The sequence below is a fragment of the Dyella monticola genome (assembly GCF_003363155.1).
GTDB lineage: Bacteria > Pseudomonadota > Gammaproteobacteria > Xanthomonadales > Rhodanobacteraceae > Dyella_B > Dyella_B monticola.
This window is the reverse complement of sequence record NZ_QRBE01000009.1, coordinates 155,237-178,062: the sequence shown is the minus strand read 5'-3', so window position 1 is coordinate 178,062 and position 22,826 is coordinate 155,237. Positions and strand designations below refer to the sequence as shown.

24 protein-coding genes are annotated in these 22,826 nt (G+C 60.8%); 4 read left to right on the top strand and 20 right to left on the bottom strand.

The genetic code is table 11. The annotated features are described in order from the left end of the window. Positions 1–2: 2 nt before the first annotated feature. Positions 3–773: an NRDE family protein gene (locus DWU98_RS15160; RefSeq protein WP_115496398.1), complete on the top strand. Its 771-nt coding sequence runs from the start codon at positions 3–5 to the stop codon at positions 771–773. On the opposite strand, the gene DWU98_RS15155 is transcribed toward DWU98_RS15160, so the two are convergent. From DWU98_RS15155 to folE, 12 genes are all read right to left on the bottom strand, one after another. After that, entirely contained in the window at positions 755–1,156 is a 402-nt protein-coding gene (locus DWU98_RS15155) for a YchJ family protein (protein ID WP_115496436.1), read from the bottom strand. The two genes, DWU98_RS15160 and DWU98_RS15155, sit on opposite strands and share 19 nt — an antisense overlap. 182 nt (positions 1,157–1,338) lie before the next feature. Beyond that, complete coding sequence (locus DWU98_RS15150) at positions 1,339–1,536, bottom strand: hypothetical protein (protein WP_115496435.1); 198 nt, start codon at positions 1,534–1,536, stop codon at positions 1,339–1,341. Between the two features lie 78 nt (positions 1,537–1,614). Then, positions 1,615–2,193: an NnrU family protein gene (locus tag DWU98_RS15145; protein WP_115496434.1), complete on the bottom strand. Its 579-nt coding sequence runs from the start codon at positions 2,191–2,193 to the stop codon at positions 1,615–1,617. Between the two features lie 74 nt (positions 2,194–2,267). After that, complete coding sequence (locus tag DWU98_RS15140; protein WP_115496397.1) at positions 2,268–2,828, bottom strand: HutD/Ves family protein; 561 nt, start codon at positions 2,826–2,828, stop codon at positions 2,268–2,270. After that, the gene (gene dinG, locus DWU98_RS15135) at positions 2,825–4,921 is read right to left on the bottom strand and encodes an ATP-dependent DNA helicase DinG (RefSeq protein WP_115496396.1); all 2,097 of its coding nucleotides are present in this window, start codon (positions 4,919–4,921) and stop codon (positions 2,825–2,827) included. The genes DWU98_RS15140 and dinG overlap by 4 nt, the downstream gene beginning before the upstream one ends. Then, positions 4,911–6,557, bottom strand: a complete 1,647-nt coding sequence (locus DWU98_RS15130; RefSeq protein WP_115496395.1) for an NAD(P)/FAD-dependent oxidoreductase — start codon at positions 6,555–6,557, stop codon at positions 4,911–4,913. Before DWU98_RS15130 ends, dinG begins: the two co-directional genes overlap by 11 nt. Before the next feature lie 78 nt (positions 6,558–6,635). Continuing rightward, positions 6,636–7,289: a DsbA family oxidoreductase gene (locus DWU98_RS15125; RefSeq protein ID WP_115496394.1), complete on the bottom strand. Its 654-nt coding sequence runs from the start codon at positions 7,287–7,289 to the stop codon at positions 6,636–6,638. Positions 7,290–7,435: 146 nt separating this feature from the next. Continuing rightward, positions 7,436–10,498, bottom strand: a complete 3,063-nt coding sequence (locus tag DWU98_RS15120; protein ID WP_115496393.1) for a TonB-dependent receptor — start codon at positions 10,496–10,498, stop codon at positions 7,436–7,438. A 380-nt stretch (positions 10,499–10,878) separates the two neighbouring features. Beyond that, positions 10,879–11,385: a DUF1993 domain-containing protein gene (locus DWU98_RS15115; protein ID WP_115496392.1), complete on the bottom strand. Its 507-nt coding sequence runs from the start codon at positions 11,383–11,385 to the stop codon at positions 10,879–10,881. Next, positions 11,382–12,734, bottom strand: coding sequence for a TCR/Tet family MFS transporter (locus tag DWU98_RS15110; protein ID WP_115496391.1), 1,353 nt, complete (start codon positions 12,732–12,734; stop codon positions 11,382–11,384). Before DWU98_RS15110 ends, DWU98_RS15115 begins: the two co-directional genes overlap by 4 nt. Before the next feature lie 206 nt (positions 12,735–12,940). After that, positions 12,941–13,267 carry an EF-hand domain-containing protein gene (locus DWU98_RS15105; protein ID WP_115496390.1) on the bottom strand — a complete coding sequence of 109 codons (327 nt, stop codon included), beginning with the start codon at positions 13,265–13,267 and terminating at the stop codon, positions 12,941–12,943. Continuing rightward, positions 13,267–13,866, bottom strand: a complete 600-nt coding sequence (folE, locus tag DWU98_RS15100) for a GTP cyclohydrolase I FolE (protein ID WP_115496389.1) — start codon at positions 13,864–13,866, stop codon at positions 13,267–13,269. The genes DWU98_RS15105 and folE overlap by 1 nt, the downstream gene beginning before the upstream one ends. Before the next feature lie 121 nt (positions 13,867–13,987). Between folE and DWU98_RS15095 the strand changes: the two genes are divergently transcribed. Continuing rightward, positions 13,988–14,806 carry a shikimate 5-dehydrogenase gene (locus tag DWU98_RS15095; RefSeq protein WP_115496388.1) on the top strand — a complete coding sequence of 273 codons (819 nt, stop codon included), beginning with the start codon at positions 13,988–13,990 and terminating at the stop codon, positions 14,804–14,806. A 22-nt stretch (positions 14,807–14,828) separates the two neighbouring features. Here DWU98_RS15095 and DWU98_RS15090 read toward each other — a convergent pair whose 3' ends face one another. Further along, entirely contained in the window at positions 14,829–16,187 is a 1,359-nt protein-coding gene (locus DWU98_RS15090) for a DNA recombination protein RmuC (protein WP_115496387.1), read from the bottom strand. Between the two features lie 98 nt (positions 16,188–16,285). On the opposite strand from DWU98_RS15090, the gene DWU98_RS15085 reads away from it, so the two are divergent. Beyond that, the gene (locus DWU98_RS15085; RefSeq protein ID WP_115496386.1) at positions 16,286–16,972 is read left to right on the top strand and encodes a Pr6Pr family membrane protein; all 687 of its coding nucleotides are present in this window, start codon (positions 16,286–16,288) and stop codon (positions 16,970–16,972) included. Between the two features lie 30 nt (positions 16,973–17,002). On the opposite strand, the gene DWU98_RS15080 is transcribed toward DWU98_RS15085, so the two are convergent. Genes DWU98_RS15080 through DWU98_RS15065 form a run of 4 tightly spaced genes read right to left on the bottom strand, consistent with a single transcriptional unit; the run spans position 17,003 to position 20,064 of the window. Beyond that, complete coding sequence (locus DWU98_RS15080) at positions 17,003–18,175, bottom strand: class I SAM-dependent rRNA methyltransferase (RefSeq protein WP_115496385.1); 1,173 nt, start codon at positions 18,173–18,175, stop codon at positions 17,003–17,005. Between the two features lie 45 nt (positions 18,176–18,220). Then, positions 18,221–18,652, bottom strand: a complete 432-nt coding sequence (locus DWU98_RS15075; RefSeq protein WP_115496384.1) for a hypothetical protein — start codon at positions 18,650–18,652, stop codon at positions 18,221–18,223. A 21-nt stretch (positions 18,653–18,673) separates the two neighbouring features. Further along, a complete protein-coding gene (locus DWU98_RS15070; RefSeq protein WP_115496433.1) occupies positions 18,674–19,621 on the bottom strand; it encodes a serine/threonine protein kinase in 948 nt (315 codons plus the stop codon). A gap of 2 nt (positions 19,622–19,623) precedes the next feature. After that, positions 19,624–20,064: a hotdog fold thioesterase gene (locus DWU98_RS15065; protein ID WP_115496383.1), complete on the bottom strand. Its 441-nt coding sequence runs from the start codon at positions 20,062–20,064 to the stop codon at positions 19,624–19,626. An 82-nt stretch (positions 20,065–20,146) separates the two neighbouring features. Here DWU98_RS15065 and DWU98_RS15060 point away from each other — a divergent pair, with 82 nt between their 5' ends. Further along, complete coding sequence (locus DWU98_RS15060; RefSeq protein WP_115496382.1) at positions 20,147–21,214, top strand: 2Fe-2S iron-sulfur cluster-binding protein; 1,068 nt, start codon at positions 20,147–20,149, stop codon at positions 21,212–21,214. A gap of 70 nt (positions 21,215–21,284) precedes the next feature. On the opposite strand, the gene DWU98_RS15055 is transcribed toward DWU98_RS15060, so the two are convergent. The 3 genes from DWU98_RS15055 to DWU98_RS15045 all read right to left on the bottom strand — a co-directional run bounded on the left by DWU98_RS15055 (position 21,285) and on the right by DWU98_RS15045 (position 22,763). Next, complete coding sequence (locus DWU98_RS15055; protein ID WP_115496381.1) at positions 21,285–21,728, bottom strand: rhodanese-like domain-containing protein; 444 nt, start codon at positions 21,726–21,728, stop codon at positions 21,285–21,287. Between the two features lie 117 nt (positions 21,729–21,845). Then, a complete protein-coding gene (locus DWU98_RS15050) occupies positions 21,846–22,256 on the bottom strand; it encodes a hypothetical protein (protein ID WP_115496380.1) in 411 nt (136 codons plus the stop codon). A 24-nt stretch (positions 22,257–22,280) separates the two neighbouring features. Then, positions 22,281–22,763 carry a YiiD C-terminal domain-containing protein gene (locus DWU98_RS15045; protein ID WP_115496379.1) on the bottom strand — a complete coding sequence of 161 codons (483 nt, stop codon included), beginning with the start codon at positions 22,761–22,763 and terminating at the stop codon, positions 22,281–22,283. Positions 22,764–22,826 lie beyond the last annotated feature (63 nt).

The window sequence follows — 22,826 nt, the reverse complement described above, 5'->3', positions numbered from 1 at the left end:
CCATGTGCTTGATCGCTTTCGCCTGGCAAGTGCATCCGCGCTGGCGTTTACTGCTCGCCGGTAATCGCGACGAATTTCATGCGCGGCCCAGTGCTCCGCTGGCACGCTGGCATGATCTCCCGATCATCGGTGGGCGTGATCTGGAAGCCGGTGGTACCTGGCTGGGTGCTACGCAGGCGGGACGTTGTTGTGTTGTCACCAATGTGCGTGATCCCAACGATCCGCAGCACGGCACGTCGCGAGGCCTGCTTGCCACCGACTATCTGGCCGGTAGCGATGACGCAACCACGCACGCACAAAGCTTGCTTGCAGCGGCGCCTAGCTATCGCCCATTCAACTTGCTCACGTTCGATACCGCGCATGGCTTCTACATCGGCAATCGACCGTCGGCGCGCGCACAGCCGATCGAACCGGGCGTGCATGGTTTGTCCAATGCTGATTTCAACACGCCATGGCCCAAGACGCGCGCATTGATGCAGCGTCTGCAGGCGTGGATGGATGCCGGCCACGATGTCGATGTCGCACCCTTGTTCCGCGCATTGGCGGACGAACATCAAGCACCCGACGATGCGCTGCCCGATACTGGTGTGGGCTTGGAGCGCGAACGCTGGCTGTCGTCGGCATTTATCCGTGGCGAGCGCTACGGCACGCGCGCCAGCACCATCGTGGCGGTCGGCTATGACGGCAGAGGGCTGATCGTGGAACGTCGCTTCGGCGCTGCCGGCCGTTTCGAAGGCGAAAGCGAGCTGACTTTTCAGGCTTCGGGAAACTGACCGTCTACGTAATACCAGCGGCCCTGCTCGCGCACGAAGCGGCTGATCTCATGCATGCGCTGCGCTTTTCCGCCGCCGTAGCGCAGGCGCGCGATGAACTCCACCGTGGCCTGCTCGCCCTCCTGGTGATGGCGTTTCACATCCAGGCCCAGCCACGTGGGTGAGGGGTTCTGGGCGGCCAATTTCAGGTTGGCCGGACGCGTGCTGGGATGCCACGTCGCGAGCAGATAATCCTCACGCTTGAGCACGTAGGCGCTGTAACGCGAGCGCATCAGCGCTTCGGCGTTGTAAGCGGCGGAGCCTTCGTGAAGCGGTCCGCAACAGCGGACGTAGCCGGCCTTATTGCCACAAGGGCACGGGGTAAGCGTGTCGACGGCTTGCACGTTGCAGATCCAGCGTAACCAGGCGTGTCCATCCTGCGCCCATGGCCCGCAAATGCAAAGGTCATCGTGCAAAAAAGTTATGTGAAACGGATCGGCCGCTTAACGCGATGCGGCTGTTGGCAGCGCGGCGTTACCTGCATTCAAAACACTGGCCGCCGTGCCATGGACGACCGGTGCACGCCCTAGGCAGGTCGCCCGCGAAGTACGCGCGCCGGAAGCATCAACAGCGCATGGAGAAACGCAAACACGGCCCCCACGGTAATGCCCACCAGCCGGAACGGCAGCAACAACAGCCACGCGATGGGATAAAGCACCAGCGCCAGCAGAGCGAGCGGCCAGCAGAACACGAGTAGCAGTAACCAGAGCAGAAAGCCGACCATGGACATCTCCTGCGGTTAGTGAGGGGTGTCAATGTAACGCAGCCTGGGGCTGCGCGCGTATATGACCTATGGCGGCATTCACGCCAGCGGATTGACGCCAAACAGCGCGTAGTGCAGCCAGAACGCAAACAAGGCCCACAGCACGAAGCCTGCGACGATCACGATCACCGTGCCCTTCACCGTTCCCGGCGGATACACCGTGCCGTTGCGCCGGTCGCGGCGCCGCGAGACCGCGAACAGCACGATCGCCCACAGCAGAAATGAGCCAAACAGCAGCACATCGTGCAGCATGCCGGTCGCGAGCAGATGACCGAACGCCCAGGTTTTCACGGCCAGCACCTGCGGATGATGCAGTTTGGCCTTGATGGCGTTGTTGGGCACGCGCGCGGCGGGAAACAGGATCAACGCAATCAGCATGAAGAGGGCGTTGAGGTGTCGCAGCCACGGTGGCGGTGCATAGAGCGGTACCGGGTGCTGCCGCGCCATCACGAAGCCCACGATGATCAGCACCAGGCCAATCACGGCCAGAATGGAATAGATCGCTTTCCAGCGGTTCACGCCGATACGGGCGACCTGTCGTGTGCGCCAGTCGTCGGCAACGATACGGATGGAATGCAAGCCGAGGAAGACAATCAAACCGAGGATCAGCAAAGACATGATGAACACCTCAGGATGGAATGCGAGTGCCCTGCCGTCATTCCAGCCTTCGCCGGCATGACGGACCGCGAGCGTTAATCTCCCAGCAACTCGACCCGCGCCACAAGTGCCAATGCCCCGGATTCCAATGTGACACGCCCGGTCGATGCGGTCGGCAGCCACGCGTCGCCAGGCTGCAATCGACCGTCCGATGTATCGATATGCCCCCGCGCGCAATAAATCAGCGCCACGGCATCGTCGACCACTTGCCGACCGGCATCTTCCCAGGTGACCAGTTCGCCGCGCGCTTTCGATCGCCGCAGCATCAAATTGAAGTCATGCGTGGCGCCACCATGCAAGGCGATGGTCACCTTCGCTTCGCCCGCAAATGCAAACGGCGTAAACGGTGCGGTGAGAGCATGGCTCCGGCCATCATCCAGCGTCATCGTGAAGCCTGCGCCGGCCAGCAGCGCAATGCTGCGGTCGATACCTTCAAAGGATGAAAACGGCGCCGCGCTATCCACTTCGGCCACGCTCGCACGCCAGATGAAATCGTCCATGCCTGCGCCCGCAGGATGGACGGCCAGTTCGCGCGTACGGCCCATGCCGTTCTTCCACGGCACGGCCGGACACTCGCGCAGGCGGATGATGCTCATCGTTCGATCACGCGCTGAAAGGGCGGAAGGGCTTTTAGCATCTGGCTGCCATATTGCCGTGTGATGACGCGTCGATCCAGCAGCACGATACGGCCGTGATCGGTTTCGCTGCGGATCAGGCGGCCGCAATACTGGATAAGCAAACGCGTCGCTTCAGGTACCGCCACTTCCATGAATGGATTGCGGCCACGCGATTCAAGCCACTCGGCATAGGTGGCACCGACAGGATCGGTGGGTACCGCGAACGGCAATTGCGTGATCACCACGGTTTCGCACAGTTTGCCCGGCAAATCGAGGCCTTCGCCGAATGAGGCCAGACCAAACAGCGTGCTGCCCTTGCCAGCTTCGATGGCGGCTACGTGCTCGGCGATCAATTGGGTCTTGCCCAATGAACCTTGCGCGCGCACTTTGCGCACCTTGTCGATAGGCAGGCGCTGCAGCACGCGTTCAAGCTTCGCGCGCGATGTGAACAACACCAGGTTTCCGGCATCCCAATCCAGATGGTCGGCCAGCCAATCGGTGACTTCCTGTGCATGCTGTTCGCGTGCATCGGGCAGCGCTGACAAAGCGGGAATTTCCAGTCGCGCCTGTGCGCCTAGATCGAACGGCGAGGGCAGCGTGACGGTGATGGCCTCATCCGGCAAACCCACTGCATCGGCAAAGCCACGGAAGTTGCCGCCCACACTCAGTGTGGCCGACGTCATCACGGCGGCGCTGGCGTTGTCCCAAAGAATATTGCGCAGCAAGGCGCCTGCGGAAACGGCGGAGGCGTGACATACCAGTTGCTGATCGTGCGACAGCGTGACCCAGCGTGCCAGGGGTGGCGCGTGCTCCGGGTCGTCACTGGACCATGCACGCCACGTGCGCACCTGACGATCGATACGCTCCAGCGCAATGCCAAGTTCACGCGACAACGCTTCCTGCGTTGGGCCGCCTTCGCTCATCTCGGTGACGGCGCGGCGCACCGCAGTCAGCCAGCGCTGCACGTCGGAGGTCAACGTATAAAGGAACGTAGCGTGCGATACCCAGTTATCCGGCAATTGCCCGAGTGATCCGCGATACATGGGCTCGGTTTGGGTCGGGTCGGGCAGCCACGATTGACGGATTTCCTTCTCCAGCGCCTCGAGCGCATCGCTCAATGTCTGCAGCTTTTCATCACCACCATCGAGCGTGAGCTTGCCGATCACCTCTTTGTCGGTGAGCGAATAGGCCGCGTGAACTTGACGCCCCAGCCGACCGATGTTGCGCGCCGCCGTACCCAGCATCACGTCGGACGCGCCACGGTCGATAGTTTTGCCCGGCATGTGGTGCGCTTCGTCGAACACGTAGAGCGTGTCGTCCGGTTTGGGAAGGATCACGCCGCCCCAATTGTCGTCGTCGCCAGGCATGGTGAGGTCGGAAAGCACCAGGTCCTGATTGGCGACGACGATGTCGGCATCCGCGACGGCACGACGCGCCGCAAAAAACGGGCACGCCATGAAGTACCCGCAGCGACGACCGGTGCAGCCGCCGGCGCTGGTGGTGACCATGGCGCGCAACATGTCGCCAGGCGTTTCGGGTGCGGCATCCATATCGCCATGCCATTGACTGTGGTCGAAGGCCTCGCTCAGTTTGCGCAACACGTGTTTGTCGCGTTCGGCTGGCGGCTTGTTCCACAGCGCAAGATCGGTATCCAGGCCCAAGCCCATCTGGCCGCCATCGCCCAGGCTGCCCACCGCCATGCGCAAGTTGCGTGGACACAGATATCGACCGCGGCCTTTGGCAAGCGCCACTTTCATCTCGCGGCCATTGAGCTTGAGATAAAGCGGAATGTCGCGCTCGACCAATTGCTCTTGCAAGGCGACCGTGGCGGTGGCAATCAGCAACTTTTTCTTCAGCGCACGCGCGACTTCCACACCGGCGATCAGATAAGCCATGGATTTACCGGTGCCGGTAGGCGCTTCGATCACTGCCGCGCCGCTGCCTTGCGCAAGTGCCCGTGCGACTTCGGCAATCATGCGCGTTTGCGCCGGACGTGCGCGAAAGCCCGGCAAGCCATCCTTCACGCGTGCATACGCGTCGCGGATATTGTCTTTGAGTGCGTCAGTGAGCATGCGTGTTCTGCGCGATGCTCAGCGCCACGGCTTCGGCGACACGAATGCCATCGACACCCGCCGAAAGAATGCCGCCTGCATAACCGGCGCCTTCGCCGGCTGGAAACAATCCGCGTGTGTTGATGCTTTGCAGATCATGTTCATCGCGACGTACACGTACGGGCGATGATGTACGCGTTTCCACGGCGGTAAAGATGGCATCGGGGCGTGCGAAACCTTTTATCTTGCGATCGAAGGCGGGCATCGCTTCGCGGATGGCGGTGATCGCATATTCCGGCAACGCGCTCGATAGATCCGTAAGGTGCACACCGGGCTTGTATGACGGTTGTACCTCACCGAAGCTTGTCGACGCGCGCGCAGCGAGAAAATCGCCGATCAATTGGCCGGGTGCTTCGTACGTGCCGCCACCGAGTTCAAACGCATGGCTTTCCAGGTGACGTTGCAGCGCGATGCCCGCGAGCGGACTGCCGCTGTTGTCGTAAGGCAGGAAATCGGACGGTTCAATGCCGACCACAATGGCGGCATTGGCATTGCGTTCGTTGCGCGAGTATTGGCTCATGCCGTTGGTCACCACGCGGCCGGGCTCGCTGGTAGCGGCCACCACCGTGCCACCCGGACACATGCAAAAACTGTAGACCGAGCGGCCATTACGACAGTGGTGCACCAGTTTGTAATCCGCCGCGCCAAGCAAGGGATGCCCTGCCTGCGGGCCAAAGCGGACTCGATCGATGATCGATTGCGGATGTTCCACCCGAAAGCCGATCGAGAACGGCTTGGCTTCAAGATACACGCCGCGCTGATGCAACATCTCAAACGTGTCGCGTGCGCTGTGGCCGAGCGCCAGTACGACATGATCGGTGCGAATCTGCTCACCATCGGCAAGCGTTACACCGCGGACATGACGCACACCCTGCGCATCGGTTTCGACCAGCAGATCATCCACGCGCTGCTGAAAGCGAATGTCTCCGCCCAGCGATTCGATGGTGTTGCGCATGTTCTCCACCATGGTCACCAGGCGGAACGTGCCGATGTGAGGCTTGCTCACATAAATGATTTCTTCCGGCGCGCCGGCTTTCACAAATTCCGTGAGCACCTTGCGGCCATAATGTTTGGGATCAGAGATCTGGCTGTACAGCTTGCCATCGGAAAAGGTACCCGCGCCGCCCTCGCCGAACTGCACGTTCGATTCCGGATGCAGGTTGCGCTTGCGCCAAAGGTCCCACGTATCCTTGGTGCGCTCGCGCACCGCCTTGCCGCGCTCCAGGATGATCGGGCGAAAGCCCATCTGTGCCAGCAGCAGGCCGGCAAACAGGCCGCATGGGCCCAGGCCGATGACCACCGGGCGATGCGTCAACGGTGCCGTTGCCTTGGCGACGAAGTGATAGTTCGTGTCCGGCGCGGGCCGCACATGGGGATCGTCCCCGAACCGCGCCAGGATGGAGGCTTCGTCCGCTACGTCCACGTCCAGCGTATAAATAAGCGTGATGGCGCCGCGCTTGCGTGCGTCAAAGCCGCGCCGGAATACGCAATACCCGCGGATCGCTGCGGCACCGACATGCAGCCTGGCGCGAATGGCTGCAGCCAGGGCTTCCTCGGGGTGGTCCAGGGGGAGCTTGATGTCGGTGAGTCGCAGCATGCGGGCAGGGCGGATTCGCGGCCCCGCATTGTCTCACGTCGCCCGCTGCCGTTGCGGCGAGGCCGCCCTAACGGGATTTCAGGCCTCCGCGGCCACCTGCCGTAGCGTTTGGGCGAATACTTCCGGGGGCTGGCCACCCTGGACAAGGTATTTATCGTTGATGATGACCGACGGCACGGCACGGACCCCTTGGTGCTGGTAGAACTGCTCTCGCTCGCGAACATCCTGCGCGTAGCGGTCCTCCGCCAGCACCTTGGCCGCCTCGGCGGTGTCCAGGCCCACCTCGCCCGCGATGCGCGCAAGCACCTGGTGGGAGCTGACATCTTCCCCATGGGAGAAATAGGCTTCCAGCAAGGCCGTCTTCAAAGCAAGCTGTTTGCCCTGGAGCTCGGCCCAGTGCAGCAAGCGATGTGCATCGAACGTGTTGTAGATGCGGTCGCGTTTATCCATGTTGAAGATAAACCCCAGGCTGGCCCCACGCTGACGTATACCTTCCCGGTTCTTCGCCATTTGGTCCGGCGTGCTGCCGTATTTGTGCGCCAGGTGTTCGGCAACGTTTTCACCTTCGGGCGCCATCTGCGGGTTCAGCTCGAAGGGTTGGAAATGCAATTCGGCGGATACTTCGCCGTTGAGTTGCTGCAGCGCCTGTTGCAGCGATTTGAGGCCGATGGCGCACCAGGGGCAGACGACGTCGGAGACGAAATCGATTTTTAAGGGAGTGGAGTTGGCCATGGCTTGTTCCCGATTCAGAGTAACCCCAATACCGGCCATGGATGGGGGTGCTTTGAATCAAGTCAATGGCAGTATTGGTTTGCGGGAAAAATGGGGCCGGCATAGCCGACCCCGTTTCCATTGATTTTTATGCTTAAACGATGGGTTTACCAGTCGTAGGAAGCCGACAGACGCACGTATCGCGGTGTTTGCTGATACAGCGGCATCCCGTATGTATTGGAAACCGTGTTCGGGATGGTTTCGTACGTGGCATCCAAGGCGGTTGGCTGCCGCTCGTTGAGCACGTTGAAGACGTCAAGATTGACTGCCAACTTCTTGTCGGCAAAGGCAGGGCGATACGTTACGCCAAGGTTGACAGTCTTGGTCCACGGAAGGCGACCGACACTACCCAGTGAAGCGGAATTTCCGTTGCAATAATGGTAGGCGGAACCATAGCCGGCGGGATCGGTGTCTACATCGCTACCTGGACCGGCGTAATAGCCAAAGCAAGCTTTAGGTGCGCCCGAGGCGACCTGCAACGAACCTGACACCATCCATTCTGGATTGATCTGGTAAGCGCCATACGCTTTGAATTGATGCGTACGATCGTTGGACAGCACGCCGTTGCTGGCTTCCATAAGCTGCCAGTAATCCCAGTCCTGTGTCTTGGAAATATCATCCTGGCCAATGGTCGAGAGCACCTGGCCTTCCGTGTTCCCATAGCTGCGCGAGAAGGTGTAGTCGATTCGACCCTGCCATTTACCGTCAAACGGATGCTCCAGGAACATATCCAAAGCATAGTATTTACGCTTGGCGCCGTTACTGAAACCCCAATCCTGATTGCTCATGGTGACTTTGGAATAACCGTCGCCGTGGGTGTTTGCAAGCAAGAACGTATTGGTTCGACCAGGATTGAAGATCAAGCAACCCGTCGGAAGTGCGACGCTATCGGGATCGACACCCTGTGCAATGGCCTTGGTTGCCAAAGCATCCATATCGCAGACGTCATCAATAGCGGTTTCCAGTCTGCGTATCGTGAACTTTGCGCCATATACCCATTGGCTACCTAGCATCTTGTTGAAGCCAAGGATGGCCTCGTCCTGATACTGAGAGCGAAGGTCCGTCGCCGTGACGGTCTTGGGATCGGGTGCTTGTCCGAACTCGCCATTGGGCGAAAATATCGGCCCCAGTGACTTCAGTCCGGTCGGAGAGCCGGTAGCAGGATCGATGCCCGAATAGGTGAAGTATTCGTAGGTCATCGTGGATGCAGAAGCAGCACGAATGGCTACGCTATTGGGTAAAGCGAGGTAGTACCGGCCAAGATTACCGAAAACCTTGAACGTGGAGTCACCGAATACGTCCCAGCTAAAGCCGAGGCGGGGAGCCCACTGATTGGTGTTGTGCACGAAAGCTTGGTGGGCATTGTTGTAGTTGGTGAACTGGTCATTGCGAAGACCAATATTCAGCAGCCAGCGATCGCTGATTTGCCAACGGTCCTCAATGTATTGGGCTTTCTGATCAACCGACATGCTGGTTGCATTGCTATTGACGTACTTATAGACGTAATAGCCATCGCCACCTGGTGCGCCGATACCAAAGTGGGAGCTCAGGGGGGTGTCTGGCGTGCTCGTCTTGCCGTAGATCCACCAATAGCCAGGCCCGGAAGTCGTCTGACCTTCATCTTTAGCCGAGCTGTTGATGTTGTCGATGCCCGCGGACAACACGTGATCGCCAAGCTTGTATTCGAGGTCAAGGCGCAGTCCTCGGCTCCGATACTTAGCATCAGGCGGTGTTATGTATCCCACATTGTTGAGGTTGCCGACGGGCACGCCTCCGGTGATGTTGGGATCCTGATTTTGCACATTTCTCAGGAATGGCAAAGCGGGATCTATGCCGGCGCTCTGACTGAAGTCAATGGCCTTGTTTATGCCGTAGGTCGCCGAAAAAGTCAGATCATCTGTCAGGTAACTGGTGAATTTACCAACATAGATGTCCGAACCGGTCTTGGTCTGCAAGTCGTGACCAATGAGCCCGCCGGTCTTACCCGTTGCGTAGTCGTACGCATACTCGTTGCTGTTATAGGATCTCTTGTTGGAGATATTGGTGAATTCAAGGATATTGCTATCGTTGATATTCCAATCAAGCTTAACGTAATGCTTGGGTGTGGTGTAAGTGTAGTTGTTGACGTTAGGCGTCGATGCGGCAGAGGAAGATGTTGCTTTGCTATCCTGGTTTTGTGCTTCGACCGCAGCAAACAGGAACAACTTGTTTTTGATCAAGGGACCGCCGACATAAGCATCGTACGTGGTTACTGTGCTCTTATTGTCTTTGCGCGAACGATAGATGGTTCCCGGTAGATCATCATTCGTGTAACCGTAGTTTTCAGGTAGGGCGGCGTCGGGGTAATACACGTTCTTTGGATTGGATGCCAGGAAGCTTGGGGCCCATTGCACTTGAGCGCCGAAGTGCCACTCGTTCGTGCCGCGTTTGCCAATCTGGTTAATCACGCCACCTGTCGAGCGACCATATTTAGCGCTGTAACCACCGGTAAAGACTTCCTGCTGATCAATGGCGCCGTAAGGCAAGCCGATGCCGCCTAGGCCGTTAAGCGGGTCGGTGGTGTTATAGCCATTGATGTAGTACGCGTTTTCGGAAACCGACGCGCCACCAAAAGACACCAATGCATTACCGGTTGGCCCCGAGAAATAGCTGCTGCCAGCAACAACGCCGGGGGCAAGCATGGCAATAGCTTCTGCGGATCGGCCGATGGGAAGCGTATCGAGGTCCTTCGCGGTGATGACCGTGCGCGAGTCAACCGTGGTTACGTCGATCGGCGGGATTGCCGCGGCGCTGACAGATACGGCGCCAAGCGATTTGGCGTTGGCTGCCGAGGCGAAGGAAACGTCGGCGCTGGCGTTCACTACGACTTGTACGTCGTTGCGAGTGGCGACCGTAGCCCCATCGCGCTGGACGGTGACGTTATAACTGCCAACAGGCAGGCTGGTGATGTTGTAGCGACCGGAGTTGTCTGCGGTGGCCTTGCGCACCACGCCAGTGTTGCTCGTAGCGGTAATCATCGCCCCGGCTTCTGCCTGACCTGCGATGCTGCCGGTCGTGGCCTGCGCAAACACACCCGTACTTGCCAACGCCATTGCACACGCCAACGCCAGCAATGAGTAATTAAACGTATTTCTTGCTTTCAAGATCTCTCTCTCCCTGGGATCGTCCATCCATTGCCTAGCGGTTCAACGAATGGCAAATAACAAAGTGCGAAAGACGCCTCCAAGCCGCGGTAGCGGCTTAAGCAGTGACGTTCGCGTAGGTGCGGCTCAATCCCTAAGGGGAAGAAAAATCACGCGAGCCGCAGAGATCAAATAAGCCAATGACGCTTTTCCAACAATCGGACAAGCCTTAATTTGATGCAGGGCTAACCCATGGCAACGGAAAAGCGTGAAGTAATGGCGCGTGCATGAATGCAAGCGCGTACAAGTACGAAAGGGTGTGAGCGTTCGAGTCGCAGGGAGGGAGTTTTGTGGTGTCGGCAGGGCGACGGCGACTGGAAGGGAAATCATGCAGGGCGACATCGCTCGCCCTGCATGTAAGAGCGGACTTACTGCTTGCCGATGAAATCCTGCTTGCCGATCGGCGTGCCGGCCTCGCGCAGGATGGCGTACGCCGTGGTGCAGTGGAAAAACAGATTCGGAAGTACATAGTGCAGCAAATACGCCTGTCCTTCGAAGTGTTGCTCACCGTTGCGCGTCTTCAAGGTGATGGCGCGCGTTTCGCTGCCGTCGACCTGCTCGGGTTTGAAGCCTTTGATGTAATCGATGGCGCGTTCGATGCGTGCATAGAGTTCTTCAAAGGACGTTTCGTTGTCTTCGAATTTAAGCGGATCCACACCCGCCAGGCGCGCGGTGCCGTTCTTGGCCATGTCAGTGGCGATCTGCACCTGCTTCACCAGCGGCAGCATGTCGGCGATCAGGCGGGATTGCAGCATGACCGACCCTTCCACGCTTTTTTCCTTGGCGTGTTTTTCGCCGAGCTTGAGCACGTGGAGCAGGTTGGTAAGCGCCCGGACGAAAACGGGAGCGGAAGCTTGATACATCGAAAGACTCATGGGGATGACTCCGGCTGATGATGAGGGGGAAGCGACTCATGGGTCACCACATCCGCAACGGGCGAGTAATCACACGGTTGGGACGCGGTGGAAGGTTGAGCAGTGACTTGCACGGCATGGACATGCCGGATCGCATGGCTGGCGATGAAGGTAGCAATCACCAGCAGCAATGCGGCCAACACGAAGGCAATACCAGGCAGATGAATGGGGGCGTGGTCGCTGATGAACAATGCGAACAGGTTGGCAAATATCGCCGGACCGAAGATGCCGGCGAGGCTCGCCAGGCTGGTCAATGCACCTTGCAGGCGTCCTTGCTCGTGCGGGTCCACCTGTTGCGACATCAAGGCCTGCGCGGGCGGCCCGGCCAAGCCACCAAGGCAGAGGAAGGGGATGCCAACCAGGAACAGCCACGCCACCGGCGACAGCGCGAAGAACAAATAACCCAGCACGCACAGCGGCAGGCCGATCATGATCAGGCGCCGCTCACCCAGCTTGGGCATCAGCCGTCGCACCAATACCGCTTGCACGATGCCGCTGCACAGACCGACCAACGCAAGCGAGTAACCCACGGCATCGGCGCCCCAACCGAAACGGTAATCCGTGTACAGCACATAGGTGGAGTTGAGCGTGAACTGCGCCAGGTTGATCAAAAAGAATACGGCGGCCAGCGCGAATACTTGCGGATAGCGGCGCAACAACACCAATGCGCCGAAAGGGTTTGCGTGCCGCCAATCAAAGCGCTTTGCACGCTGTTCCGGCTGCAACGATTCGGGTAGCACGAAAAAGCCGTAGCAGAAGTTGATCAGCGACAGCGTGGCCGCCACCCAGAACGGCAGGCGAATGCTGTAGTGCCCAAGCAGTCCGCCCAGCGCGGGGCCCACGATGAAGCCCACGGCGAATGCCGCGCCCAGCATGCCGAACGCAGCGGCGCGCTTTTCCTTCGGTACGATGTCCGCGATATAGGCGTTGGCCGTGGAGAAGCTGGCGGCGCAGATACCCGAAACGATACGCCCCACGAACAGCAGCCATACCACCGGCGCGAGCGCCATCACGATGAAATCCACGCCCAGTCCGAAGCTGGAAATGAGAATCACCGTGCGTCGGCCAAAACGATCCGACAAGGTGCCCTGCACTGGCGAGAACACGAACTGCATCAGCATATAGACCGTGCCGAACGCGCTCGACCACACGGCCGCCCGCGCGATGCTTCCGCCGCTGAGTTCCACGATCAGGTGCGGCAACACGGGAATGATGATGCCGAAGGCCAGCATGTCCAGCATCACTGTCACGAAGATGAAAGCGAATGCGGCTTTGGAGCGGGAAGCGGAAGTCTTCGGTGCGGGATCCATGCGAGCAGTCGATGGCAGCGTGACAGGCCAAAGGCGCAACGATAGCCGATGCGGCGTGGCTTGGCATGGGCTGGAGTGTGCAGGAAATGTCGCGGTGTTGCGTTTTCCTCGCAGGAACGGGAAACAGGGCTGTGTGGAAAGTCACCGGACCCCGGCGTGCGCCGGGGCGGCGATCCAGGCGCCGCAATGACTCATTCGATCCGGCCTCACCGCGGCGGTTGCATCAATTCCTGCAGGCTCAGGTAGCCATCGTGGTTGCGATCCAGACGATGAAATTCGCGCCGCAGGTCGTCCTGCCATGCTTTCAGTGTCACCGGCTTGCCGTGGCCGCCGGGCAATTCCTCCGCTTCCAGCACGCCATCATGGTTGCGATCCAGGCGATAGAATCCCTGGCTCATGTATGCCACGTATTCAGCTTCGCTGATGCGGCCGTCGCCATGGGTGTCCATGGCCTGGAACAGTCCGGCCGCCGTGCTTTGCGCAAGTGCGGCGACAGGTAGCGCGAGCCACAGCGCGGCCAGCCAGTGGCGCATTAGCGACGGCCGCCATGGATACCGATGAAATCGAGGAATTCGGCGCGAGTACGAGCATCCTCGCGAAAGGCACCGAGCATCTGGCTGGTGACCATCGACACACCACGTTTATGCACGCCGCGCGTGGTCATGCATTCGTGGCTGGCATCCACCACCACGGCCACGCCCGCCGGCTGGAGATTTTCCTGAATGCAGCGCGCGATTTCCGAGGTCATTTTTTCCTGCACTTGAAAGCGGCGTGCAAACGCATCCACCACGCGCGCCAGCTTGCTGATGCCAACCACGCGGCTGGTGGGCAGATAACCCACGTGCGCGCGGCCGATGATGGGTGCCATGTGATGCTCGCAATGGCTTTCGAACTCGATGTCGCGCAGCACGACCATTTCATCGTAGCCGGCCACTTCTTCGAAGGTGCGGCGCAGGTATTCACCCGGGTCGATCTGGTAGCCGCTGAACCAGTCGCCATAGGCCTTCACCACGCGGCGCGGCGTATCGAGCAGGCCTTCGCGCGTAGGGTCCTCGCCGGCCCAGCGCAGCAGCGTTCGCACCGCTTCTTCGGCCTGCTCGCGGGTGACTTCGGTGGGCTCATGCTCGCTCATGCGACTTCCTGGGTGCGGGTTCAGGCGTACAAGTGTAGCGCCCGCGGCAAGACTTTATCGGCCCTCGAAGTGGCCGGGGCGACGGTATCATGGGCGCCCGCTTCGTTTTTTGCTTTCGCCCATGGCCCGCTCCATCAACCGCCACACCCTGCTTTGCATGTCCCTGTCCGGCCGCCCGGGCAATTTCGGCACGCGTTTCCAGAATTTCCTGTACGAAGCACTGGATCTGGATTACGTCTACAAGGCGTTTACCACCAAGGATCTGCCGGCCGCGATCGGCGGCATGCGTGCTCTGGGTATCCGCGGCTGCGCCATCTCGATGCCGTTCAAGGAAGCGTGCATTCCGCTGGTCGATCGCATCGACGATTCGGCCGGCGCGATCGCTTCGATCAATACCATCGTCAACACGGACGGAACGCTGCATGCCTATAACACCGATTACATGGCGGTACGCAGGCTGATCGAGCAGCACGCGCTCACCACCGACATGCGCCTGGTCTTGCGTGGCAGCGGCGGCATGGCCAAGGCGGTGGCCTGTGCGTTTCGCGATGCAGGATTCCGCCATGGATATATCGTTGCCCGCAATCAGGTCACCGGATCGACGCTCGCCGCCGTAAGCGGGTTTACATGGATCGCCGATAGCCATGGTCTGGATGCGGATCTGCTGATCAACGTGACGCCGATCGGCATGGAAGGGCCCGAAAAAGATCAGCTCGCTTTCGAGCACGATGCCGTGCAACGCGCACGGGCCGTGTTCGATGTCGTGGCGCTGCCGTCGGAAACACCGTTGATCACGCTGGCGCGCTCACTGCGCAAGCCGGTGATTACCGGCGCCGAGGTTATCGTTTTGCAGGCGGTGGAGCAGTTCGTGCTTTACACGGGTGTGCGCCCCGATCAGGCATTGATTGATCGGGCGGCCGCGCATGCGCTGGCAGGCTAGCGCGGACGTATCGGTGCGAGGGTCAATCCTCCACCACTTCCTCATCGCTGCTGAGCGACTCGTCAAGCAACTGCGGCACTTGTTCTCCTGGCAGTGATTCCACATCGCGCAGCTTGCGTTCAATGGCGCGCGTGCGTACCGCAGTGGCATCGATGTGCTTGCCGGCTTCATCCAGTTTCTTGCGCACCATCTTCATCACATCGCCGAATTTGCCGAATTCGTTTTTCACCGCTCCCAGCAACTGCCACACTTCACTGCTGCGCTTTTGAATCGCCAGCGTGCGGAAGCCCATTTGCAAGCTGTTGAGCAAGGCGGAAAGCGTGGTGGGGCCCGCTATGGTCACGCGCTGTTCGCGTTGCAGGCTTTCAAACAGACCGGGGCGGCGGATGATTTCCGCGTACAAGCCTTCGGTCGGAAGAAAGAGGATCGCGAAATCGGTGGTAGCGGGAGGCGCAATGTATTTGGCGCGAATGGTCTTGGCTTCATCGCGGATGCGACGTTCCAGTGCGGCGGCGGCGCGTTCCACGGCCTCGGTATCCGCCTGCTGTTGGGCATCGAGCAGGCGTTCGTAATCCTCGCGCGGGAATTTCGCGTCGATGGGAAGCCACACGTGCTCATCGCGATCCGTGCCTGGTAGGCGGATGGCGAACTCGACGCGTTCGTCCGAACCCGGCACCGTGGCGACATTGGCGGCGTATTGCTCGGGTGTCAGCATCTGATCCAGCAGCGCGGCGAGCTGCATTTCGCCAAGTATGCCGCGCGTTTTTACGTTGCTCAGCACACGCTTGAGATCACCCACGCCGCTGGCGAGCGACTGCATCTCGCCCAGTCCGCGCTGCACGGCTTCCAGTCGCTCCGATACGATTTGGAAGGACTGGCCCAGGCGCGTTTCCAGGGTGGATTGCAGCTTTTCGTCAACCGTCGCGCGCATCTGCTCCAACTTCGCGGCGTTGTCTTGCTGAATCGCGGTGAGCTTGGTTTCGAGCGTGGTACGTACTTCACCCAGCCTTTTCTCATTGTCGGCGGTGAGGTTTGCCAGCTGATGTTTTTGCTGTTCACCGAGCGCGTTGAGCGTGGTGGTCAATTCCTCGCGTCCGCGCCGTGCTTCCTCGATCAAACGCTGCGATAGCGCCTGCAGGCCAGCGTCCGTGCGCTCGGTGAGCGTGTCCAGGCGCTGGCCGAATTGAGTCAGCGCCTGGCTCAGCTCGCTGCGGCCGGCGCGCTGCTCTTGGGCCAGTGCCTCGCGCAGATGGCGGACGTCGTCCTTCAAGGTATCCAGGCGTGCCTGGAGGCCCACGTCGCCGCGCCCACGTAGCAGGATGATCACCTGTAATACAAGCAGGACGGCGAGCAGGGCGAGCGAGATTTCGATCAGGGACATGGCACATTCCGGTGGTACTGGCGCATAGTTTACGCGCAGTCGTATCAATGCTTGAGACCGGGGTAGTATCCCGCCACAGCACATCCTCGGGAGCCGGTATGAGCACGTCGATCGTCAGGGCGAAGCCGTTGGCTGTGTTGATCGCGCTCGTTGCGTGGTTCGCGCTGCTCTTGCAGCTCTATCTTTCGTTGCGCCTGACCTATTCGATGGGCACATCGACGGCCGAGGGTGTGGCGATCTATTTCGGTTACTTCACTGTCCTTACCAACCTTCTGGTTGCCGCAGCTGCGACCGGGCCAGTGGTGGCGCCGTTATCGGGCTGGGGGCGTTTTTTTGCACGGCCGACGGCGATCGGCTGGGTGGCTGCCAGCATTGCGTTCGTCGGCGTGGCTTATTTCGTGCTGCTGCGCCATGTATGGAATCCAACAGGATTACAGTTACTGGCGGATGTGTTGATGCACTATGTCGTGCCGGTGTTGGTGCTCGTCTATAGCCTGATCGCGATACGGGGAAGGGCGTTGTCGTGGAACGCACCACTATGGTGGAGCCTGTATCCGGTGCTCTATTTCGTATACGTGCTGGTGCGCGGTGCGCTCATGGGGCGCTATCCCTATGCGTTCATCGATGTGTCGCAGCTTGGTTACGCGATCACGCTGCGCAACGCCGTAGCGCTGTGGGTCGCCTTTCTGATCGTGGCCTACGTGCTGATGGTGATATGGCGCCATCCGCTAGGTCACCCTTTCCCTGGCAAGGGAGCCAATCGATTGCCGCTTTCGCGCAAATGACGCCCATGCGGTGCAGGGACGACGCGGCTATTAGTCGACGCGACAGAACACGGCCTTCAGATAGCGACCTTCCGGCACGTCGGTGCGCACAGGGTGATCCGCCCCGGCGCCGCGCACCTCCAGAATCTGGATTTCGCGACCGGCATTGAGCGCCACGCGGCGCAGCATTTCCAGAAAGTCCGCCTCGCTGACCAGGCCGGTGCATGAGCACGTGAGCAGCAATCCGCCGGGCGGAATCACATCCAGTGCCAGTCGGTTCATTGCGAAGTATTTTTTCAGCGCGTCCATCACTTTCGTGCGGTCGCGGGTGAGTTTGGCCGGGTCAAGAATCACCGCGTCATAGCGCTCGCCACGCGCGATCGCCTGGCGCAGCCACTCGAAGATATCGGCTTGTTCGAAACGGATGGGAAGCGTGTTGGCTTGGGCGTTGGCGCGGGCGATGTCCAGGATACCCGCATCCATGTCCACACCCACCGCTTCCGTCGCGCCGCCGGCCATGGCGTGCACGGCGAAGCCGCCGGCGTTGCAGCACAAATCCAACACACGACGGCCGCGCGCGAGTTCGGCGAAGCGGCGACGGTTTTCACGCTGATCGGCGAAGAAGCCGGTTTTATGGCCATAACCCGGGGCCGCATGAAAACGCAGACCGTGTTCGTGCACGTCCACTGGCGCGGGCGCTTCCATGGCACGGCAATCGAATGACTCTTGCTTTTGCACATGGCTTTCCGCGAACCAGTACAGGCGCGCACCCGGAAACTGGCGCAGCAACGCGGCGTGAATCGCGTCGCGGAATTTCCACATGCCGGCCGCGAAATATTCCACCACCAGGATATCGGCGTAGCGATCCACGATCAGGCCCGAAAGCCCGTCGCCTTCGCTGTGCACCACGCGCCAGGCGTCGGTAACGCCATCGAGCTTCAGCAGTTCGCGACGCAACGTGACGGCGCGGTCGATGCGCGCTGCAATCCAGTCGGCATCGATCGGTTCGTGCGCATTGTTGGTCAGCAGGCGCAGCGCAATGCGCGCATGGCCGTTCCAGAAACCACGGCCGACGAAGCGATCCTTGGCATCGATGACATCCACCACGCTACCCGGAGGAATGCGCGATTCGGGCTTGTGCACCTGCGCCGACCACACCCAGGGGTGGCCGGGCGTGCGGTCGGATTTCAGGCGGATGACGGGCAGTGTGGCGGGCGCATTCATCCGCTAATGATAGCGGTTTATGCGTGCACGGCAGGAATGTGAAGCTCAGCGGAGCTTGAGAATCAGCCAGGACAACAGCGCCAGCAGATTCACGCCCAGGTATGACACCGACGGGCCGGCAAAAGCCAGCTTGAGGCCCTCACTACCGAAGTGCCATGTAATCTGCGGGTGCAGATGGATGGACGTGAATACGTTGACGTAGCCGCCGCAATGCAATGCATAGCTGAAGACCGGCGTGGCGATCAGCGGCAGCTGCAGCAACTGCGCGATGCTGGAGAGGTGGATGCCGCGCTCGCTGTTTTCCAGCAATAGCACGCCGGCCACCAGCACGAAGGCGTAGAGCGCGAATTCGATCAGCCCGATGGCGGCGGTATGCAGCGGCCCGAACGCCAGCAGGCGCGGCAGCACATTGAGCATGCCGTAACAACCGCCGGCGATTTCCAGGATACCGATCAGGCGAAACAGAATTTGACGCATGCAACACTCCAGCTCATTGGGTTATTCCAGTTCATCGGCCTGCTCGTGCAGATCCGTCAGATGCTGTTCCCACCAGCGCGCCTGCGCCACGAACGGAAAGGCCGCGGGAAACGCCGGATCGTGCCAGCGAGCCGCGATCCATCCCGCATAATGCACTTGCCGCATGGCGCGTAGCGCAGGGACCAGCGCGAGTTCTGCGTGATCGAAATCACGCATTGAAGCATAACCGTCCAGCAGCGCCTGCATCGCGCGCTCGTCGTGCGCCAGCATCCATAGATCCTGCACCGCCGGCCCCATGCGCGCATCGTCCAGATCGACAAAATGCGGCCCGGCGTCGGTCCACAGCACGTTGCCGGGATGGCAGTCGCCGTGCAGGCGCACGTTGCGCACCGGTCCGGCGGCTTGGAAGCGCGCGCCGATGCATCGATCCACATGCTCGATCACCTGGCGATACCGTTCGCGCAATGAGGTGGGCAGCAGCGAGGATGCCAACACGGCATGCATCGGTTGGACGATCAATGTGTCGCGATCGAGGAAGCCACGATGGCTGAACGATTTGCGCGCACCGACGCTGTGCATGCGTGCGATCAGGCGGCCAAGCCATTCCAGTTGATCGGCCGATTCCAGCGAAGGCGCGCGCCCACCGTGACGCGGCGTCAAGGCATAACGGAAACCATCGTGATGCAGCAGCGTGCGTCCGGCGAAACCGAGCGGTGCAACCATCGGCAGCTCGGCGTCGGCCAGCTCTTGCGCGAAGGCGTGTTCTTCCAGAATGGCCGCGTCGCTCCAGCGACCCGGACGATAGAATTTCGCCACCACGGGCGAGCCTTCTTCCAGGCCGACCTGCCAGACGCGGTTTTCGTAACTGTTTAGAGCGAGCAGACGTCCATCCGGCCACAGGCCGCAGGCGGTGATGGCGTCAAGCACCAGGTCGGGCGTGAGGCGCGCATACGGCGTTTCGTCGGGTATGTTCAACGCGTGCCCACCGCCGTTGCCGGCACCACCGCCATCGTCAAGCGCGCTATGCACACCAACTTGCCGGCGTCGTCCTCGATGCGGATTTCCCACACTTGCGTCGAACGGCCCAGATGGAGCGGGCGTGCCGTTCCCGTGACGGCGCCATGCGTGACGCCGCGCATGTGGTTGGCATTGATGTCCAGCCCCACCGCGCGCTCCTTGTCCGCATCCAGGGTGAGCATGGCCGCGGTGCTGCCCAGGGTTTCGGCCAGCGCTACCGACGCGCCGCCGTGCAAAAGTCCATACGGCTGATGCGTGCGTGGGTCCACCGGCATGGTGCCTTGCAGCCAGTCCTCGCCCACGGCAGTGAGGCGGATGCCCAGTGCCTCCATCAAGGTATGGCGGCTCCAGCCATTGAGGCGGTCGAGCTCGGTGCTCTGTTTCCAGATGGCCATGGATTGATACCCGTGCAAAGAGCCCGCATTGTCCGCCGACCACCCCAGCGGCGACAATTGGGCCTCACCAAGGTCTGTTCACGTGTACACCGTCACCCTCACCAGCTCCGGTCGCCGTTTTGAAGTCCTGCCCGGCGAAACCGTGCTGGAGGCCGCGCAGCGCGTCGGCATTGCCTTGCCGTATTCCTGTCGCGCGGGCGTGTGCGGCAGTTGCAAGGCCACGCTCGTCAAAGGGCGGTGTGAATACCCGCGCAATCCACCCACGGCGCTGGATGCGCACGATCGCCTGCAGCACGCGGTGCTGTTATGCCAGGCTGTTCCCGCGAGCGATCTGCTGGTGAAGGCCCGCGAAGTCACCTCCGTGGAAGACGTCGCGCGCCGGCAACTGGATGTGCAGGTGAGCCGTAAATGGCAGCTCGCGCCGGATGTGATCGGCCTGCATCTCATGCCTGCGCCGGGCGAGACGCGCTTGAACTGGCTGCCGGGGCAATATCTGGATGTATTGCTGGATGAAGGGCGTCGTCGCCCGTTTTCCATCGCGAACGAGCCGCACGCCGACGGTGTGATCGAGTTGCATGTGCGTCATGTCACCGGCGGTGGCTTCACCTCGTGGGTGTGCGATGTACTCAAGGAAGGCGACGTGCTTCGCATCGAAGGACCGCTGGGCACGTTCGTGGCGCGTGAGGATTCGGAACGGCCGATGATTTTCATGGCTGGCGGCACGGGTTTCGCACCGGTGAAGGCCATCCTCGAGCATTTCATGGCGCTCGGCACGCGCCGCTCGATCGATGTGTACTGGGGTGCGCGCAATGCGGCCGATCTCTACCTGCGCGCGCTGGCCGAACAATGGGCGGCCAGCGCGCACACGCTGCGTTTTCACGCGGTGCTTTCAGATCCCGAGCAGGCGCAGATGACCGGCTTCAGCACGGGGCTGGTGCACGAAGCAGTGCTGAAAAACCACCCGGATCTTTCCGGCCACGACGTGTACATGAGCGGGCCGCCGGCCATGATCGATGCCGCACGCAAGCTTTTCATCGAAGCGGGCTTGCCTGAGGATCGCCTGTATTTCGACTCGTTCGAATACGCGCCGGATGTGCTGGCGCAGATACTTTCCGGTCGCGCAGGGATCAGAGTGGAGCAGGTGGATTGATGCACGTACCGTTGCCCCGACGTTCGCCGGGCGACAAATAGTAACTATTGAGGTACGACGCCAGATTGCCTCAGTTCTTGCCCTTTGCCACCGGCAACTGCGCCTGCTGCCAGGCCAGCACGCCGCCGCCCAGGGTGTAGACGCGGGTAAAGCCCGCTTTCACCAGCCGCTGAGCGGCCTTGTCGGTGCTGCGCCCGTCCTTGTCCATCACCACCACGGCCAATTCGCGGGCTTTGGCCAGATCCTTGTTTTCCGGATCGAACTGGCTCATGGCCACGTGCCTGGCGCCCGGGACGTGCATCTTTTCGAAATCGGCGATGGCCGACAAATCGATCAGCAACGGGCTGTCGCGATTGATGAGCTGGGTAAGACCGGCCGGCGTCAGTTCTGTGTACTTGCGAAACAGCACCATGAGCTGGGTGACGATCAGCGCAATCACCAGCACCACGAACAGCGCGCATAGCGCCATGTGGTTGCCGGCGAACTGGGGCAGCTTGTGGAGGAAATCGTTCATGCGGGGTCCGCCGGGCGCAATGGTTCGTAGGTAAACGGTGGATTATAGGTCAGTTTCCCCGTTTTTCGCCGCTTGGGGTGTCTGGTCAGGCCACGATGAGCGAGTGAACAGGGGCTCTTACTGGTTGAGATCGGGCAACCCCGACTCCAGCCACCAATGATTCTTGGCCTGGTCGTAATGCCACAGCTGGCGGTCGACGATGGTGCGTACCGTCTGGGTGTGCACGTTGGTCAGGCTGATGTGCACGACCTGGCGTACTTCATTCTCGCCAGCGGCGATGGGGCCATTGCCGTCGTCATAATCGCTGACCTGTACTTGCTTGAAACGCTCGCGGTCCAGATCGGTGAGAGGGTGCGCGTCGCGCACCTTGGGGTCCACGAACAGATAGGCCGATTCGAAACCGTCCCAGCGTACGGCGTTGGCGTAGGCGATCATGGTGTGGTCCAGCGAGTCGGCGCGCTTGTCGCTGGCGCAACCAGACAGCAGCAACACGCTCGAAAGCAAAACCGTAGTGGTGATACGACGCATGGCAGTGTCCCCTCCAGAGCTGGCCTATTCTGCCGCAGGCGCGCGACGCTTCGCCACGAACTGTGCCTCAAGCGTGGCGGCGGTTTCGCCGTTGTCACAGGGCACGCGGCACGTTACTGCGATGCGGGCACGTCCGCGTGCGTCGAGCGTGGCGAAGAAGGTTTCCCAATCCGCGTCATCCGCGCAGCGGGCCTCGGCCTGGAAATCACCCCACACCGGCTCGAGATAGCACACCGTGGATTGGCCCACATACACGTCGCAGTCTTTGCCGCGCTGGCGCAGGGCGAGTTCCACCACTCCCCATCCGGCCAGCGTCATCAAACTGGTCAAACTGCCGCCGAAAACGCAGCCCTTGTCGTTGACGTTCGGCGCGAGCGGCCCGTTCAGTACCAGCGTGTGGCCGTCGTAGCTGCCCAGTTCGAGTGCCATGGCGCGGGCCACGGGAATGCCGTCGTGGATAAAAGCCACCAGGGCCTGGGCGGCGGCGTGGAGGTTGCGGTCGTTCATCGGCTTCGTTGCGGGGAAGGGGGCGAACAGTGTAGACGCTACACTGCGCGATATTGCGATACC

Coding starts and splice junctions, on each gene's coding strand:
- DWU98_RS15140 (WP_115496397.1), bottom strand. CDS start 2,828: ATGAGCATCATCCGCCTGCGCGAGTGTCCGGCCGTGCCGTGGAAGAAC.
- DWU98_RS15065 (WP_115496383.1), bottom strand. CDS start 20,064: ATGGCCATCTGGAAACAGAGCACCGAGCTCGACCGCCTCAATGGCTGG.
- DWU98_RS15045 (WP_115496379.1), bottom strand. CDS start 22,763: ATGAACGACCGCAACCTCCACGCCGCCGCCCAGGCCCTGGTGGCTTTT.
- DWU98_RS15150 (WP_115496435.1), bottom strand. CDS start 1,536: ATGGTCGGCTTTCTGCTCTGGTTACTGCTACTCGTGTTCTGCTGGCCG.
- DWU98_RS15120 (WP_115496393.1), bottom strand. CDS start 10,498: ATGGACGATCCCAGGGAGAGAGAGATCTTGAAAGCAAGAAATACGTTT.
- DWU98_RS15145 (WP_115496434.1), bottom strand. CDS start 2,193: ATGTCTTTGCTGATCCTCGGTTTGATTGTCTTCCTCGGCTTGCATTCC.
- DWU98_RS15075 (WP_115496384.1), bottom strand. CDS start 18,652: ATGCGTCAAATTCTGTTTCGCCTGATCGGTATCCTGGAAATCGCCGGC.
- DWU98_RS15050 (WP_115496380.1), bottom strand. CDS start 22,256: ATGCGTCGTATCACCACTACGGTTTTGCTTTCGAGCGTGTTGCTGCTG.
- DWU98_RS15130 (WP_115496395.1), bottom strand. CDS start 6,557: ATGCTGCGACTCACCGACATCAAGCTCCCCCTGGACCACCCCGAGGAA.
- DWU98_RS15160 (WP_115496398.1), top strand. CDS start 3: ATGTGCTTGATCGCTTTCGCCTGGCAAGTGCATCCGCGCTGGCGTTTA.
- DWU98_RS15055 (WP_115496381.1), bottom strand. CDS start 21,728: ATGAACGATTTCCTCCACAAGCTGCCCCAGTTCGCCGGCAACCACATG.
- DWU98_RS15085 (WP_115496386.1), top strand. CDS start 16,286: ATGAGCACGTCGATCGTCAGGGCGAAGCCGTTGGCTGTGTTGATCGCG.
- dinG (WP_115496396.1), bottom strand. CDS start 4,921: ATGCTCACTGACGCACTCAAAGACAATATCCGCGACGCGTATGCACGC.
- DWU98_RS15105 (WP_115496390.1), bottom strand. CDS start 13,267: ATGCGCCACTGGCTGGCCGCGCTGTGGCTCGCGCTACCTGTCGCCGCA.
- DWU98_RS15125 (WP_115496394.1), bottom strand. CDS start 7,289: ATGGCCAACTCCACTCCCTTAAAAATCGATTTCGTCTCCGACGTCGTC.
- DWU98_RS15110 (WP_115496391.1), bottom strand. CDS start 12,734: ATGGATCCCGCACCGAAGACTTCCGCTTCCCGCTCCAAAGCCGCATTC.
- DWU98_RS15115 (WP_115496392.1), bottom strand. CDS start 11,385: ATGAGTCTTTCGATGTATCAAGCTTCCGCTCCCGTTTTCGTCCGGGCG.
- DWU98_RS15090 (WP_115496387.1), bottom strand. CDS start 16,187: ATGTCCCTGATCGAAATCTCGCTCGCCCTGCTCGCCGTCCTGCTTGTA.
- DWU98_RS15080 (WP_115496385.1), bottom strand. CDS start 18,175: ATGAATGCGCCCGCCACACTGCCCGTCATCCGCCTGAAATCCGACCGC.
- DWU98_RS15095 (WP_115496388.1), top strand. CDS start 13,988: ATGGCCCGCTCCATCAACCGCCACACCCTGCTTTGCATGTCCCTGTCC.
- folE (WP_115496389.1), bottom strand. CDS start 13,866: ATGAGCGAGCATGAGCCCACCGAAGTCACCCGCGAGCAGGCCGAAGAA.